General features: G+C 50.2%; 13 protein-coding genes. All 13 read left to right on the top strand.

The window, feature by feature from the left end:
• Positions 1-686 precede the first annotated feature (686 nt).
• From prsT to F6V25_RS03545, 13 genes are read left to right on the top strand one after another with little or no spacing between them, the layout of a single operon-like run.
• On the top strand, positions 687-3,332 hold the full coding sequence (prsT, locus tag F6V25_RS03605) for an XrtA/PEP-CTERM system TPR-repeat protein PrsT (protein WP_151127276.1): 2,646 nt from the start codon (positions 687-689) through the stop codon (positions 3,330-3,332).
• Positions 3,333-3,339: 7 nt separating this feature from the next.
• Positions 3,340-4,737, top strand: a complete 1,398-nt coding sequence (locus tag F6V25_RS03600) for a TIGR03013 family XrtA/PEP-CTERM system glycosyltransferase (RefSeq protein ID WP_151127275.1) — start codon at positions 3,340-3,342, stop codon at positions 4,735-4,737.
• A complete protein-coding gene (locus F6V25_RS03595) occupies positions 4,724-5,581 on the top strand; it encodes a polysaccharide biosynthesis/export family protein (protein WP_338045585.1) in 858 nt (285 codons plus the stop codon). The genes F6V25_RS03600 and F6V25_RS03595 overlap by 14 nt, the downstream gene beginning before the upstream one ends.
• Before the next feature lie 41 nt (positions 5,582-5,622).
• Positions 5,623-7,119 (top strand): XrtA system polysaccharide chain length determinant, encoded by a 1,497-nt coding sequence (locus F6V25_RS03590; protein WP_151127273.1) that lies wholly within the window; start codon positions 5,623-5,625, stop codon positions 7,117-7,119.
• Positions 7,120-7,166: 47 nt separating this feature from the next.
• A complete protein-coding gene (locus F6V25_RS03585; protein ID WP_151127272.1) occupies positions 7,167-8,009 on the top strand; it encodes an XrtA-associated tyrosine autokinase in 843 nt (280 codons plus the stop codon).
• Between the two features lie 16 nt (positions 8,010-8,025).
• Entirely contained in the window at positions 8,026-9,213 is a 1,188-nt protein-coding gene (locus tag F6V25_RS03580) for an XrtA/PEP-CTERM system-associated ATPase (protein ID WP_151127271.1), read from the top strand.
• The gene (locus tag F6V25_RS03575; protein WP_191966060.1) at positions 9,213-10,463 is read left to right on the top strand and encodes a TIGR03016 family PEP-CTERM system-associated outer membrane protein; all 1,251 of its coding nucleotides are present in this window, start codon (positions 9,213-9,215) and stop codon (positions 10,461-10,463) included. Before F6V25_RS03580 ends, F6V25_RS03575 begins: the two co-directional genes overlap by 1 nt.
• Complete coding sequence (locus F6V25_RS03570; RefSeq protein ID WP_338045583.1) at positions 10,460-11,374, top strand: XrtA system polysaccharide deacetylase; 915 nt, start codon at positions 10,460-10,462, stop codon at positions 11,372-11,374. Before F6V25_RS03575 ends, F6V25_RS03570 begins: the two co-directional genes overlap by 4 nt.
• A gap of 13 nt (positions 11,375-11,387) precedes the next feature.
• Positions 11,388-12,245: an exosortase gene (gene xrt / locus F6V25_RS03565; RefSeq protein WP_151127269.1), complete on the top strand. Its 858-nt coding sequence runs from the start codon at positions 11,388-11,390 to the stop codon at positions 12,243-12,245.
• Entirely contained in the window at positions 12,233-12,889 is a 657-nt protein-coding gene (locus F6V25_RS03560; protein WP_151127268.1) for an exosortase C-terminal domain/associated protein EpsI, read from the top strand. Before xrt ends, F6V25_RS03560 begins: the two co-directional genes overlap by 13 nt.
• Before the next feature lie 14 nt (positions 12,890-12,903).
• Positions 12,904-14,046 (top strand): glycosyltransferase family 2 protein, encoded by a 1,143-nt coding sequence (locus F6V25_RS03555; RefSeq protein WP_151127267.1) that lies wholly within the window; start codon positions 12,904-12,906, stop codon positions 14,044-14,046.
• Positions 14,047-14,098: 52 nt separating this feature from the next.
• Complete coding sequence (locus tag F6V25_RS03550; RefSeq protein ID WP_246166948.1) at positions 14,099-15,175, top strand: glycosyltransferase; 1,077 nt, start codon at positions 14,099-14,101, stop codon at positions 15,173-15,175.
• A 32-nt stretch (positions 15,176-15,207) separates the two neighbouring features.
• Positions 15,208-16,542, top strand: a complete 1,335-nt coding sequence (locus F6V25_RS03545) for a polysaccharide pyruvyl transferase family protein (RefSeq protein ID WP_151127265.1) — start codon at positions 15,208-15,210, stop codon at positions 16,540-16,542.
• The last annotated feature ends 25 nt before the right edge of the window (positions 16,543-16,567 follow it).

Raw genomic sequence — 16,567 nt, 5'->3', positions numbered from 1 at the left:
TTAAAATGTGTTGATTACAACTGCAATTTATAATACTGTTTATAAAAACTTCTAAATAATAATCTCAAAATAATATAGATTTTAACGTGTTGTTACAGTATTGATTCAATAATATGATACGGTAGTATGCTTTGATAGCCCCTATAATATTAAACGATGTTATATGCTGGTATGTCTATATTGTTATGTTTTGGCCCGACGTTTGCATTGGGTGTTGGCGTTAGGTTTTCGCATGGCTGGCATTGCAACGGTCGGCCATTAAAGCGTGCATGCCGCCTCTCTTTTTGCAGCTCAAAATAGCCCCTGAAAAGTCACGTAAACTTAGATGATTTTGAAGCAATTTATATGCCGTTGGTATAAGCATTTGTTTTTGTGGGTTTATTTTCTGTGGTCCGCCTTGATGACTACTTGGTTGTTAATTTTTTCGACAGCGGCGTTTGGATTATTAAGAGAGCAGATTGGGTGCCCTGGAAGGTGGTCTTTGTTCGTAAATTCACGGGGCAATAGCGTGTTAATGCGAGCTGATGCGAAAAGGGGGAGATCTGCAAAACTTACCAACGGAATGGGTGCCGAAGCTTCTGAATTTGAACTTGCGTCAAGGATGAAAGAGAGCGACTGCTTTCTCTGAAACAGTGCATGAAGCATGTCTTGAAAAAGTTCTTGGTCTCAGCCAGGAGGGAGTTAAAGTGCTTAGAATTTTTTTGGTTGCCCTGGTCTTGTTTGTTTGTTCTGCTTGTGGGAGCAAGTCGAAGGAGGAGTTGTTCAGAGAAGGACTTAAGCAACTGAATGGTTCCAATTCGAACGCTGCCGTGGTCCTTTTCAGAAGTGCTTTGGAAAAAGATGAAAATTATAGCGATGCGCGTTTTCAGTTGGCAAGGGCATACGCCGCCTTGGGAAAGCGGGAGCAGGCGGAAAAAGAGTTTACCAAGGTTCTGAAGCAAAATCCTTCCCGTGATGAAGTTTTGCTGGAACTGGCAAAACTTATGGTTTCTGCAAAGAAAACTGACGAGGCCTTCAAATTGGCGGGGCGGTACCTCGCCAAACATCCCGGCAGCGCCGAGTGTTTGGAGACGCTGGGGATAGCGTGTGCCTCGAGTAAGAGGTATGACGAAGCGGCGAGTTATTTGTTGCAGGCCCTCAAAGCGGACCCCCGGCGTTCGAGGACCAAACTCGAACTGGCAGCACTCTACGTGGCCGCAGGAAAAGAGCCAAAGGCAAAAGCTCTTCTGGATGAAATCGTCGCCGAGGACCCGAAAAACCCCCGCGCTTATTATATGCTCGCCGCCATGGAAAAAAATGCGGGAAATACTGACAAGGCATTGGAGATTTATCAGAAAATCCTTGCAATCAACCGCTCGGAGGCACTTGCCAGTTACAAGTCAGGGCTGATCCGTATTGAAAAGGGTGAACTGGATAAGGCTGAGAAAATCTCTGACGAGATGATCAAAACGTTTCCCAAAAGATCCGATGGCTATCGTTTGAAAGGGTTGGTCAGCTATCAGCGAAAAAAATATGCAGAGGCCGCCACTCAACTTCAGAATTCCATAAAGATTATGCCCACATCGGAAGGGTATTACTTTCTCGGGCTCTGTTACTATAATCTGGGTGAACTGGAAACCGCCTTGAGCCAATTTCGCAAGATCCTTGACGTTGTGCCCACTTCCCGGCAGGCCCGGCTCATGACGGGCGCAATTCTCCTGACACAAAGGCGGACTGATGATGCGATTGCCGAGATCAATAAGGTACTGCAGCAGGATGGCAGGGATGCGGTTGCTCACAACATGCTTGGCAATGCCTATATGGCAAAGGGGATGTTCGAAGAGGGGATGCAGGAGCTGAATCGAGCGACAAAAGCTGATCCCAAGATGGTCGATGCCTATCAGAAAAAGGGTTATTACTATTTGAGTCGTGGGAAAAATACCGAGGGAGAAATGGAGCTTGCAGCGGCTGTCAAGATGGCTCCCGATTCCCTGAATAGTCGCCTGCTACTCGCCTCTTACTATATGCGGAAGGGAAACAACCCCAAGGCGCTGTCTGTCCTCAAGTCCGGTTTGACGGGAAAAAAGAGTGATGCCCCGCTATATAATGCCGTGGCGGCTCTCAATTTCTCCGAAAGCAAGCAGGCCGAAGGTATCAAAAACCTGCAGAAGGCGAAAGAGATTGACCCGCTGCTGCCCGCGTCCTACCAGAGCCTGGCTACGTATTATGCCGTTGCTGGCAATTATGACAAAGCCATTGACGAGTACGGCACCCTTTATCGCAATGATCCGCATAATGCCCAGGCAATGCTTGGGCTGGCGGCTTTATATGAAATAAAGGGCGACGACCGGTCAGCCCTTGTCTATTACCAGAAGGCAAAAGATGCCAATATCCCCGCGGCATTTTTGGCGCAGGCAAGTCATCACCTGAAAAAGAAGGAAACCGCCAAGGCGATCAAGGTGCTGGATGAAGCAATAAAGGTTAACCCGCGCGATGTTTCAGCCCTTGAGATGAAAGGGCGTATCCTGGTTGCCGATAAGAGGTATAAAGAAGCTGTTAAGATTTTTGACGACGTGGAAGCCCTCAACCCGGAAGCGGGCATTGTCCTGAAAGTAAATACCTATGTCGCCATGAAGGACACTGCTAGGGCGGTAGAACAGGCGCGCAAGGTTATCGCCAAATATCCGGGCTCGGCACGTGGATATGTGGTGCTCGGTTCCGTTTACGAAAACCAAAAAAATTATACCGGCGCGATCAGGGAGGTGAAGAATGGTTTGCGTGTCGATCCCGATAACGTGAACGCACTGCTCTTTTTGGGAAAGCTCTTTGAAACCCAAAAGGATTATGACCAGGCGATGGTTGCGTATGTCAACGCCGAGCGCAAAAAAACTGATTATGCGCCGGCCATTTATGCCCAGGGGGCAATATTTGACCTGAAAGGGAAACAGAGGGAAGCAGTCGAGAAATACCGGCTCTGTCTTGAAAAATCAAATACCTATGTGCCTGCTCTGAACAATCTGGCCTACCTCTGCGCGGAAGGCTACGGCAAAAAGGAAGAAGCCCTGCGGCTGGCAATCGTTGCCTTTAAGCTGGAACCAGGGAATGCCGGAGTCATGGACACACTGGGATATGCCTTGCTGAAAAACCGCCGAGTAGACGATGCGAAGAAGGTTTTGGGAAAGGCCGCCACTCTCCTCCCGAATAATCCGACGATCGCTTACCACCTGGCACTTGCATACAGGAAGTCCGGTGATAAGATAAATGCAGTGCGAACCTTACAAAAGGCCCTTGCGCTCGGTGACTTTGCCGATGCAAATGCCGCTAAATCGATGCTCTCTGAACTGAGAAAATGAGACCCAAATGAGTTTGCGCTGGTTTATCCTCATAATAGTCGATGTCCTACTGGTTCTGCTGTCCCTCTACTCCGCAGCCGTGGTACGTCTCGGCTACCCGGAAGTCACCAGCAAGTTGTCCGAAGCTTCGACATTTTATACTGCATTCATTTTTGTCCTGGCGATCCTGTTCGCTTCGCACCTGATGGACACCTATGATTTCGACAGAAACACCAGGAAACGTGAGATCATCATTAATACCCTGCTCGGTGCGGCAACTTCATTTTTCCTGCTCTCCATCACCTATTACGTTGACCCGAACATTATGCTCGGGCGTGGCATACTGGTAATCTCGATTGCTATTTTTTCTCTCCTGCAATATGTCTGGCATGTGATTTTTTACCTGGTTGGCCGCCACAACCCACGATTTTCCCGGCGGGTTTTGGTATTGGGTACCGGTTCGCTGGCAAGCCAGGTCGGGGAGTTCTGTTCGGCCCACAACCGTAATTATACCCTGGCGGGATACGCATTATGCAATTGTAATGGTGCCAGCAACAATGAGAAACAAGGCGAGAGCGTTGTCGTTCCCCATGACCTGATTGTTGGAAACGCCGACGACCTGATGGCGGCTACACTTGTTGCACAGGCCGATATCATTGTTGTTGCACTGTCCGAGAGAAGGGGCGTTTTTCCACTCAGGGATGTTTTGCGTTGCAAATTGAACGGCATTGAAGTCATGGATGCTCCCTCGTTCTATGAGCTTATTCATGGCAAACTCATGCTGGAACAAATCACTCCCAGTTGGATCATTTTTTCCAGTGGCTTCCGCAGGCCAATCTATTTCAGTATCTGCAAACGTTATATCGATGTCGTCCTGTCCTTAACGGGTTTGTTTCTGGCGCTCCCTCTTTTCCCCATTATCGCACTTGCCATTAAGCTTGATTCCCCGGGCCCGGTGTTTTTCAGGCAGATGCGCGTCGGTAACAAGGAAAAAATGTTTAATTTGTTCAAGTTCAGAACCATGCGCCAGGATGCGGAGGACAAGTCCGGCGCCATATGGGCTACCAAGAATGACCCGCGTGTGACCAAACTCGGGAGCTTGTTCAGGAAATCGCGGATTGATGAAATTCCCCAACTGTACAACGTTTTGAAAGGGGATATGAGTTTTGTGGGGCCGCGTCCGGAACGACCTGAATTTGTTGAAAAATTGAAACAGGTGATCCCGTACTATTCTAAGCGTCACTTCATAAAGCCCGGACTGACGGGATGGGCACAGGTGCGATACCCTTACGGTTCGACAATAGAAGATGCCATTGAAAAATTACGCTATGACCTGTTCTATATCAAGAATATTAGCCCGTTCCTGGACACGTTGATCTTTTTCGAAACCATCAAGGTTGTGCTTTTTGGCCGTGGCGGGCAATAACGCTCTGCCAATATCCCTGTTTCGTGAGGAATTTATGAGAATAAATCTGATGGCGGCATGTATAGGTATGCTTTTCTTGATGGTCCCCTTGGCATCCGGCGCGGCGGACTATGTGATCGGCGAAGGTGATGGCCTGGATATTTCCGTATGGGGGGTAAAAGAACTGACCTTCTCCGTGAAAGTACGCCCGGACGGCAAGATTACCGTTCCGGGCCTGGGGGATGTGGCTGCCAGCGGCGTGACCCCCAAGGAGTTGCAGGTGTCCTTGGGGACACGACTCAGGGAACTGGTGAAGAATCCTATTGTTACGGTTACCGTTAGAGATATCACCAACAGCAAAGTGTATATTTATGGCGGTGGGATCAAGTCGGGGGTCTATGACCTCCAACGGCGGACAACGCTCCTGCAATTGTTATGCACGCTTGGCGAGGTCAAGACAGCCGATCTCCGGAGAGCATATTTGTTGAGAAACGGGAAAAGAGTGAAAGAAGATTTCTATAAGCTGTTTATCAAGGGAGAGTCGGAGAATGATATACTGCTTGAGTCCGGCGATTCACTGTTCATTCCGCTCCTGCTGGATAAAAATGTCTATATCCTCGGCGCCGTCCTCACCCCAAAGGCCGTTGAGTATCGGGAGGGCATGAGGGTCATGGAGGCGATACTCGAAGCGGGAGGTTTCACCAAGTTCGCGGACCAGGATGATATCATAATCAGGAGAAAGGTCGGGCAAAAGGAACAATCCCTGGAAGTTAAGGCTAAAAAACTCTTTAAACAAGGCGACCTGTCCCAGAATTTGGTGTTGGAGGCGGGTGATTACGTCCTTGTCAAGGAAAGCCTTTTTTAAGTGGCGGCCGGTTCACGTAAAATATTGCTTGTGAGGTGCATATGCAGTCTTCGGAACTTGATTTCAAAAAATATCGACAGCTTTTAATCAGACGTAAAGAATTGTTTGTGACGCTGGCTTTGCTGATTATGACGGTAGTTACTATCGTAAGTTTTGCGCTTCCCAAAATATATGAAGCCAAAAGTACTGTTTTTATTGAAAAAAATGTGATTAGTGAGCTTGTCAAAGGTCTTACTGTTTCACCATCCATGGAAGACACAATAAGAGTGCTTACCTATGCAATCACCAGCCGCACGCTGCTTGCCAAGACCGCTGACAGTGTTGATATGAACCTGACACCAAATAGTAATACCGGAACTGAAGAACTCGTAAAAAAGCTCCAGAAAAATATCGTAGTACAAGTAAAAGACAAGGATTTGTTCATAATTTCATATAAAGACCGTAACCCACGATTGGCCCAGGATGTCGTCAATACATTGGTTCGCCTTTATATTGAAGAGAATACTTCATCAAAACGCGGTGAATCTTATGACGCTACCAAGTTTCTTTCTGAACAAATATCCGCTTTTAAAACCAAATTGGACAAGGCGCAAGATGAAGTAAACGCTTATAAGCGGGCGAAGGGAACGGCCATCTCGATTGATGAGGGAAAACTTTTCCAGGATATTAATGCTTCGCAGCAGAAACTCATTGATCTGGAAATGAGGCGTCGGCAGTTGGAGGGAATGCGCCAGGTAACGAAAACGACCAGCGACCCTTTGCGCTCGAAGCTGTCTGCGCTGCAGAAACAGTTGCATGAGCTGCAGGCTCAATATACCGATAGCTATCCCGGGGTACTCACGGTAAAAGCGGAAATCGAGTCAATCAAGGAGCAGATGAAGGCTTCGGGTGGCGGGCAAGCGTTTGACTCCAACGAGCTGGCAAAAGTCGATTCTGAGATCGCGGCCATCAAGATATCGGAAGATGGACTGCGTCGCAATATCGCTTCGAATCAAGCACTGCTCAGAAACATTCCTTCGGCAAAGGCTGAACTCGATAAGTTGGAACTGGAAAGGAATAACCAGAAAAATATCTACGACCAGCTGTTCGCGCGTCACGGGCAGTCAGAGGTCTCAAAGCAGATGGAGGTGCAGGACAAATCAACAACGTTTCGTATTGTCGACCCTGCCGTCCTCCCCGCGACCCCCATAAGCCCGAATCGCCTTGCCATTATGTTGTTTGGAATCGTCGGTGGTTTGGCCGGCAGTTTTGGCATTCTGCTGCTTCTTGAACAAATGGACGCATCAGTCAAAGATGCCAGTTTTGTCAAGGAATTCGGTGTGCCAATTTTGGCGGTTATTCCTCATATACTGAATCCGCGCGAGGCGGCCATACAGCACAAGCGCGCGACGCGGCTGTTTACCATTGCCGGCGTATATTTTCTTTTTCTGCTCTGTTTTCCGGCAATGGAACTGCTGGGACTTAACTACGTCGATAAAATGATTACCTACGTTTCTCCGGCTAATCTTGTTCAGGACGTCAAGGGGTATTTGCGGTAAGAAGGACATCTGTCGATACACCTGATGTATCACGAAAGGGTTAACATATGAGCAGAATTGAAAAGGCCATGGAAAAGGCGGCACAGCTTAGGGATGAAGTTGCCCCGTCTTCCGAGGGACATCCACAAAAACGCGTTTTCAAGGCCATTCCGTCTCAGCCTCCTCCAATCCCGTCCGTAGCACACAAAATAAGACCTGACAACCCGTATCTCGTCAATCTGAACGATCCGCATTCACCTACGGCGGAAGAGTACCGAAAACTAAAATCCGTACTGGTGAAAATGACCAAAGGCGAGGATTTTTTCAAGAACACTATTATGGTGACCAGCGCGGTACCACACGAAGGGAAGACGCTCACCGCCCTCAACCTTGCCATCAGTCTGGCCCAGGAGTTCGATCACACCGTCCTGCTGGTGGATGCAGATCTGCGCAGTCCTTCTGTCCAGCGCTACCTCAATATTGACAACGGAAAAGGACTCTCGGACGTCCTCCTCGATGGAACGGATATCGGAGATACGATCATTGCCACTGGTATTGGCAAGCTCTCCATAATACCGGCTGGCCATATTGTCAGCAACCCGGTTGAGCTATTCACGTCGCAGAAAATGAAAGAGCTGATCGAAGAGATGAAATACCGCTATCCCGACCGGTATCTCATATTCGACACACCGCCCATCCTCCTCTTTGCGGAAACACGCTCCTTAGCCCACCAGATGGATGGGGTACTGTTTGTCGTAAAAGAGCGGCTTGCTTCCCATGAAAACATCAAAGAAGCTGTTGAAGCCCTCAAGGGGTGCGAACTACTGGGAATGGTGTATAACGACGCCATACTTGACCGGCATGACGAACGCTACTCATATTATCGCGACTATCCCCACAAAGCTACATAACAAAAGCGGAGCACGTATGTACGAAACATTTTTCAATTTACGCATGAAACCATTTGACTTGGTTCCCGACCCAAGTTTTATCTACCTGAGCAAGTCGCACAAAAAGGCGTTGACGTTTCTGGACTACGGAATCAGAGAGCGAGCAGGTTTCATTCTTCTTACCGGAGAGGTCGGTTCAGGCAAAACCACAATAATTAGAAACCTGCTCAATAAACGCTATGAACAGTTGATCCTGGCCAAGGTTTTTAACACCCGCGTCACCTCTGAGCAACTGCTGGCAATGATCAATGACGATTTCGGCCTTCAGACCCAAGGGAAGGATAAGGTTACCCTGATCCGGGATTTGAATGATTTCCTGGTTGACCAGTATGCGCGCGGCAATCAGCCGATCCTGATCATAGATGAAGCCCAAAACCTCGCTCCGGAGCTTCTGGAAGAGGTCAGGATGCTCTCCAATCTGGAGACATCCGACAGTAAGCTCCTGCAGATTATTTTAGTCGGACAACCCGAACTGCGGGCGATTCTATCTACCCCCGAGCTACGCCAATTGCGGCAGCGAATCAGCATAAATTGTCATTTACAATCGCTAAACCGTCAGGAAACCGAGCGGTACATAATGCATCGCCTGGAAGTTGCCGGCAATGCCCTTGCTGTGGAGTTCCCATTTGAGTCGTTGGACATTATCTTCCGCTATAGCAGGGGAATTCCCCGCTTAATAAACATTATCTGCGATTTTCTGATGCTTTCGGCATTTGCCGAAGAAATGAAGGTGATTCCCGTCGAGATGGTGCGCGAAGTTATCGGGGATCTTGATTTCGACAACCATTTTTGGTCAAGCGGGGCCGTCCCCCCCCCGGAAGGGGTGTCGGCCGATGCCGGCGCTGCATCGCACCTGTTGGAAAATAATGATATGCGCGCTCAGTTGAACGATATTGCCCGGCGGATCGATGCGCTTGAGGTGACAAACGGCAGCCCGGTGCAAACAGTCATCACTGAGTTTCAGGATCGCTTCACGCAACTTCAGAATAGCGTCACCTCGCATATGGCAAAGGCCGATTCACAGATATTCAGCCTTATCAGAAAACTGGATGAAATCGTCCCGCCCCATAAAGACGATAATGCCCTGGAAATGTCACATGAACCCACGAATGTGGGGTTTGTCCGCCGGGTTTTTGGCGGCGATACCTTCGGCAGGAGAAAATGATGAACTGTTCCCGGCAGGCTTGGATGATATGCTCACTGATCGTAGCAGGCCTTGTAACGGGGATTGCTCGGCAGGCCTGCGCCGCTGAGATGGCGTTTAAGCCATCGCTTGCGGTAAGTGAAGAGATCAACGATAACATCTACGAGGTCGCGGCCAGCAAGAGAACCGACTATATTACCCGTGTCCAGCCGGGAGCGTCGCTTCATTACCTGACCCCCTTCTGGAATTGGGATACGGCCTATACGCTCGACTACCGCAACTATGCGCGGCACAGCCGTGATGCCGAGTTTAATCACGACGCCATGGTGAAGGGGAACATCGCGCTTGTAGATAATTTTTTCTATCTCGATCTCAATGAAACCTATCGCCGGGTATCCGTTAACGTTACCCGTGACGTGACCACCCAAAGCAGCCTCTTTCTCAATCAGACAGACCAGAATATCGCTATCGTTTCGCCGTATCTGCTTTGGAAAATGGGAGAAAAGAGTACGCTCAAAACCGGTTATCGCTATTCCGATACCCGTTATTGGGATGCAACCAGCATCGACAAGTTCGAACATGGCGCCCTTGCCGATTTTAGTTATGAATTGACGCCCAAACTGAGTCTTACTTCCGGGTATGCATTTACGCGCACTAAAACGTCACTTAGCCGTTTCGACAAGCATGACGTTTATGGTGGTTTCAAATATCAATATGCCGACAAGTCTTTTGTTTTCGGCAAACTGGGCAGAAGCTGGCAGATCTTCGACAAGGCCAATGATGTTGCGTATTATTTTTGGGATGCCGGCATTACGCATGACTTCGAGGTCGCCACGGTAACAGTGGAAACAAAGGCTCAAACTACCGAAGATCCGCAGTCTGTTTCGACCAAAGAAACCGACTATATCGGGAAGATCGACAAAGTATTGCCCCGCGGGGCTTTTGGGCTGTCAAGCACCTATTCCGAGTATGTCAATACGCAAACGGATATTCGTAGCCAGCGTAAACTTTCCTTCTCCGGCTATGGACGTCACGAAATCATACAGAGCCTAACGGTCAGCCTTAACGCAACAGCGGAACATTTCTATCAGAGCAATTCCGGCGATTTCCCCTACCATTTCATCGCCACAAGCGGCTTGACCTATGCTTTCAATTATGACATCAGCCTTGGTGTGACGTATTCCTTTGAAACCTATCGTAATGCTGTGGACAGAGCGGCCGACGCCAAAGAAATTAACCGTGGAATTGTCGAAGTGAGGAAGACTTTTTGATTCTTAATGCCCTGACCATCGATGTGGAAGATTATTTTCAAGTGTCGGCATTTGAGCGCTGCGTGAAACGCAATGAGTGGGCCGCCTACCCATTGCGGGTTGAGGATAATACTCGCCGCATACTGGATATGCTCGACGAATTCGGCGTTACCGCCACGTTTTTTGTGTTGGGGTGGATTGCGGAACGCACACCTCGATTAATTAAGGAAATTCAGGCAAGAAGACATGAGATCGCCTGTCATGGGTATGGCCACCAACGGGTTACCCAGCAAACCAGACAGGAATTTCGCGACGACATCCGCAAAAGTAAGGCGGTGCTTGAAGACTTGCTTGGAACAGCGGTCATAGGGTATCGCGCTCCCAGTTATTCAATCGCACGCAATTCTTTCTGGGCCTTCGACGAGCTGGTTGAGGCGGGGTATCTTTACGATTCAAGTGTATTCCCCATTAGCCATGATTTTTATGGGATTCCTGACTGGCCCCGCTACGCTTGTAATGTGCTTCGTAAAACCGATGGGGATTGGGACCCGGAGACGGAATCACCCGAAATCGGAGGTGCTGAAATCGGGGCTGCACCGCGAATATTCGAAATTCCTATTACAACCTTAAACATTTGCGGAAAAAACATTCCAATTGCCGGGGGAGGATATTTCCGCTTTTTCCCCTATGTATTCACAAAGTGGGGGTTGCAGCGTATTAATTCCAACGAAAATAAATCGTTCGTTTTTTATCTGCACCCCTGGGAGCTCGATCCGGAACAACCCCGAATGAGAGGCGCCGGCGTCAAAAGCACGTTTCGTCACTACCTTAATCTTCACAAGACGGCACAACGCTTTCACCACCTGCTGACGGACTTCAGATTCACATCACTGAAGCAGATGTATTTTGCCGATTGTTCTATGCGCTCTTAAAGGGGAGTATTTGATGCCGTTTGTAAAGCAATTATTATCTACGGAGCGTAGCGTTCAACTACAGTACATCTTCTGGGCTGTTTTCGGCATGGCTTTCGTCTGCGCCTACTTTCCCGTCATCACCAACCTGGTTCATGCCTGGTCCTATTCCGACGACTATTCGCATGGCTTTATAATAGCGCCGTTGGCTGCTTATATGCTCTGGCAAAAGCGAGAGGTTTTTCTTGAAAAACAGGCTATCGGTTCATGGTCGGGATTGCTGCTGGCAATAGGCGCCTTGTTTCTCTATGCCGTTTCAAAAATAGGAGAAATGCAAACCATCGCGTCGGTTTCCATGATCCTATTTCTCTGGGGTGCCGTCATTTTTCTGTTTGGCTACGGTGTCTTCAGAGCCTGTTTTCTCCCTCTATTGTTCCTCGCCTTCATGATACCTGTCCCGGCCCAGATTATAGCGAGACTGACCATTCCGCTCCAATTGCTCGTCACCAAGGCAAGCGTCGGACTCGCATCATTCATCGGTATTCCGATTTTTCATGATGGAAACATAATACAAATTCCCCAAGGGACGTTCCAGGTCGTGCAGGCATGCAGTGGCCTTCGATCGATTATGACCATGCTGACCCTTGGAACGGTGTTGGCATATTTTACCTTGCGATCCAATATTCTGCGGGGAACGCTGTTACTTCTGGCTATTCCTATTGCGCTCGCAGTCAATATCCTTCGTATTTTCGTCTTGATCTCAACGCTCTATTTCCTCTCCATCGACCTGTCAGAAGGGCCGCTCCATACGTGTTTGGGACTTGCTGTGTTCGGGATTGCCTTGGGCCTGTTTCTGTCGGCGGGAAAGGGGCTGGCACTATGCGAGCGGTGAGACCGGTACGGCTGGCAATTCTTATCATATTATTGGCTGGTACCACGTTCGTTATCAAGGATCATTTCAAGGCGGGGGCAGCCAATATCACGAAGGAACCGCTGCAACAGGGTATTTCCCCGGTCGGCACCTGGCAACTGATCAGTAATTTTTCGATGGACCCACCTATCGTCGAGGCACTCAGACTTGACGACTATCTCTATCACTCCTACCGTCGCGACAAAGGGCTCGTCAACCTATACATCGGGTATTATCGCACGGTAAAGAAAGTCGGAGCGGCCCATGATCCTTTGGTCTGCTTTCAGGGGCAGGGGTGGCAGATCGGCAATCGCGGAAACGGAGAGTATGTTCTGAAAAACAAGCAGAAGCTAACGATCCAATACTCTTATATGATAGCTGAGCATCAGGGGGACCGGGAACTCGTCGTTTATTGGTTTCAGGCAAACGGAAAGGCTGTTCACAGCACTCAGTCGCAAAAAGTTGCCATGGTTTTGGATAAATTCTCAGGCCGGAGTGAAGATAATGCCTTCGTACGGATCAATTCACCATTGGGGGAAGAAAATATTGAGACAGTACGGAAGCGTGTGTTCGATTTTATTGAGGATTTTTACCCCGTTTTTTACAGCTATATTACTCGATCATAAACGCGAAGCCGCCGATGATTGAAACCTTTTTTTTCTTGTCAGTGGTACTTGTTTTTTATGTCTATGCTGGCTACCCCTTGCTTGCTGCCGGTCTGGCGGCTTGCCTTCACCAAACGGTCAGGAAAAAAACGTTCGAACCGACCGTCACGATTCTGATATCGGCCTACAACGAGGCGGAGGGAATCGCAACCACCATCGAAAATAAGCTTGGATTGGAATACCCACAGAATAAGCTGGAGATCATCGTCATTTCGGACGGGTCAACCGACCGGACCGACGTTATCGTGCAAAGCTTCGCCGACCACGATGTCCGCCTCCTGAGGCAGGAACCCCGTGCCGGCAAGACCAGCGCTCTCAATATGGCCGTCCCCCTGGCAAAGGGAGATATCATCATCTTTTCCGATGCCAACTCCCTTTATGCTCCTGATACGTTACGCAAACTGCTGGCGAATTTTGCTGATGAAAAGGTGGGGTATGTTACCGGTAAGATGATCTACGCCAATCCGGACGGCACCCCTATCGGCGAGGGATGCAGCGCCTATATGAAGTATGAGAATGCCCTTCGTTCCATCGAGACCCGCCTCGGTTCGGTGGTCGGGGTGGATGGTGGGATAGATGCCATACGCGCGACGCTCTACAGGCCGATGAACGCCGATCAACTGCCGGATTTCGTCCAACCGCTCAAGGTCATCGAACAGGGGTGTCGGGTCGTATATGAGCCCGAGGCCGTCCTGTGGGAACATACCCTGAAGGATACGGAAGACGAGTACCGGATGCGGGTCCGGGTATCCCTGCGTGCTTTCTGGGCTCTATTCGACATGCGGCAGTTGTTGTGGCCGGGGATTAACCCTCTTTTTGCCTGGCAACTCTGGTCCCACAAGGTACTGCGTTATCTCTGCTTTTGGTTTCTGCTTGTTGCCTATGTCACTAACTGGCTGTTATTGGGGAATGGAGAAGGGTATACGGTGATGCTGGTGCTGCAGCATGCAGGGTATGTGGGCGCTTTAGCAGCACCCCGAACAAAGAGTGCTGGAGTATGGGGAAGACTCCTGACGTTCAGCAGATATTTTGTCCTGCTTAATCTGGCATCTGCACACGCTTTCGGCAAATTCCTTCTCGGGAAAAAACAGGTGGTCTGGACGCCGCGCAAGGGATGAGATGAGGATAGTGCATGTCATTGATAGCGGCGGATTGTACGGAGCCGAGATTATGCTCCTCAACCTGATGAGCGAACAGGTTGCGATGGGGTTTGAACCGGTCCTGGCCAGTATGGGGGAGCATGCTATTGCCGACAAGCCGCTTGAAGAAGAGGCCCGTCGGCGTGGCTTGCAGGTGCAGGTTTTCCGCATGATGCCGGGGCCCAATGTGTTGGGTGCTCTTGAAATTCTCCGTTTTGCCCGCAGGGAAAAAGCAACGCTCCTCCATTCCCATGGTTACAAGGGGAATATCCTCCTTGGGCTTATCCCGCGGAGAATCCGCAAAATACCCATGATCGCGACGATACATGGTTGGACAGGAACAGGCGAGATCAACCGCATGATGCTCTACGAATGGTTTGATTCGCTTGCCCTGAATTTCATTGACCGTATCGTGCTGGTCAACGAGGCCATGAAAAGCCATCCCAAATTAAGAAATCGCCCACGCCTCCGCATGGAAGTGGTCATGAACGGCATTCCTTTGGCGGGCGACCCCGTTGACCTCGGTGATGGCAAGGGACTAGATCGTGAGGTTCGAGATTTCTGCCGGGGGGGATATACCCTTGGCGCCATCGGGCGATTCTCAAGGGAAAAAGGGTTTGACCGGCTGATCGAGGCGGTTGCAATCCTGGCCCCAAAGCGTCAGGACCTCCGTTTGGTGATCCTGGGTGATGGCGACCTACGGAGGGAACTGGAACAGAAGGTGCGGGAACTCGGTTTGCAAAACCGGGTACTCATGCCCGGCTACAGGGATAACGCCAGAAACTATCTGCCGTTTTTCAGAGTCTTTGTATTGTCCTCCCTCACCGAAGGGCTGCCGCTCGTCCTGCTTGAGGCGATGCAGGCGGGGGTGCCGGTTGTCGCGACCAGTGTCGGGGGGATCCCCGAGGTCTTGCAGCATGGCAAGGCGGGGGTATTGGTGCCTGCTCCCCGTGCCGTTGACCTGTCGGAAGGCATTGGCAGAGTCATGGTGGATGAGGCTTTGGCGGCAGAAATGGCTGACCGATGTAAAAAAATAGTCGTCGGTACGTATTCCGCGCGTGCAATGGCGGAGAACTACGCTAAAATTTATACGAGGCTTGTTGACTGACGGCGGGCGGCGTATCCCGCGGAAAGCACCCCATGACAAACGTTCTACTGGTAGGCGATAACAGTTCATACCAAAACTGGGGGGGGCGAGGCGGGAGCATTGCCCTGCTGCAGATATTGTCGGAGCGATACCGGATCAGCGATACCATCCCCGGCAGCACGTTCCAGCTCGACTCTGCCGGTTTCGGATATGTTAATACATTCCTCCCCTCTGAGTATGGCTGGTTTTTTAATATGCTGCGTGCGAGCCGGCATAAAAGACGGGTGTACGATTACTACATGCGGCTGGAAGAGTTGTTCGGGGCCAAGGATTTCATTGCCCATGATCCTGCTGAAACCGTTGCCAATATCCTCCGTTACAAGGACACCCACAGGGAGATCGGCGAGCTCTATGAGAAGGCGTACAACGCAGACCTCCTCGTTATCCATGGGGAAGGCGATTTTGTGTTTACCACCCCGCCGCGAAGGGAAGTGCTGTTTCTGCTGGGTATGGCCGAGTTGGGTCTGCATCTGAGCAAGAAGGTGGTTTTTGCCAATGGACTCGTTTCCGACTGTCCTTCCACCGGGCGAAATAATACCACCCTCGCATTTGCCCGGAGGACGCTGTCCCGTTGTCACGGGGTCATCGTGCGTGATTACCAGTCCTTGGAGTATGTGAAAAGCGAGATGCCGGACGCCGATTGCAGCCTTGTCCCCGATTCCCTTTTCAGTTGGTATCCGTACATCGAAAAAAGCGCCTCGGAAATCCCGGCAAACGGTGACTTCATCATGCCCTTTCCGGAGAACAGGCGCAATCTGGGACGGCTGGATTTTTCCAAACCCTATATCTGCATCGGCGGAAGCGCCCTGGCCGCGAAAGACAAAACAGCAGCAGTACCCCATTTTGCGCGCCTTCTGGAAAAGGTTCAGGGACTGGGGTATCCGGTATATCTCACGGAAAACTGCGGGGGGGATGTCTTTCTCCGGACGGTTGCAGCCGAAGCCGGGGTGGGGTTTGTCCCGGTCAATACCTCGGTGTTCATGGGAGGGGCAATTCTGGCAAATGCCCGCCTCTTCATCTCCGGCAGATATCATCCCACTATCCTCGCTTCACTGGGCGGAACGCCGTGCATCTTCCTCGGGTCCAGCGCCCACAAGATGCTCAGTCTGCAGAAGCTTCTTGAGTATGAATATGTCCGCGAGTTTCCTGTTTTCCCCTCCAGCGGGGAGATCGATGAAATACTTGAATTGGCGCGGGAGTACCTTAAACAGGGAGAATCGTTGCGGGCGACCATACGAGCTGTTGCCGGGAAGCGATGCCGCGAGGCAAAGAGGTTGCCCGATGTCATAGCCGGGCATATTAAGGCTAAGGACTCGGAGCCCCGGTAAGGCACGCCGGGGCAGGTCCGCCGCC

It is taken from the genome of Oryzomonas japonica (assembly GCF_008802365.1).
GTDB lineage: Bacteria > Desulfobacterota > Desulfuromonadia > Geobacterales > Pseudopelobacteraceae > Oryzomonas > Oryzomonas japonica.
This window is presented reverse-complemented; position numbering and strand designations above follow the sequence as displayed.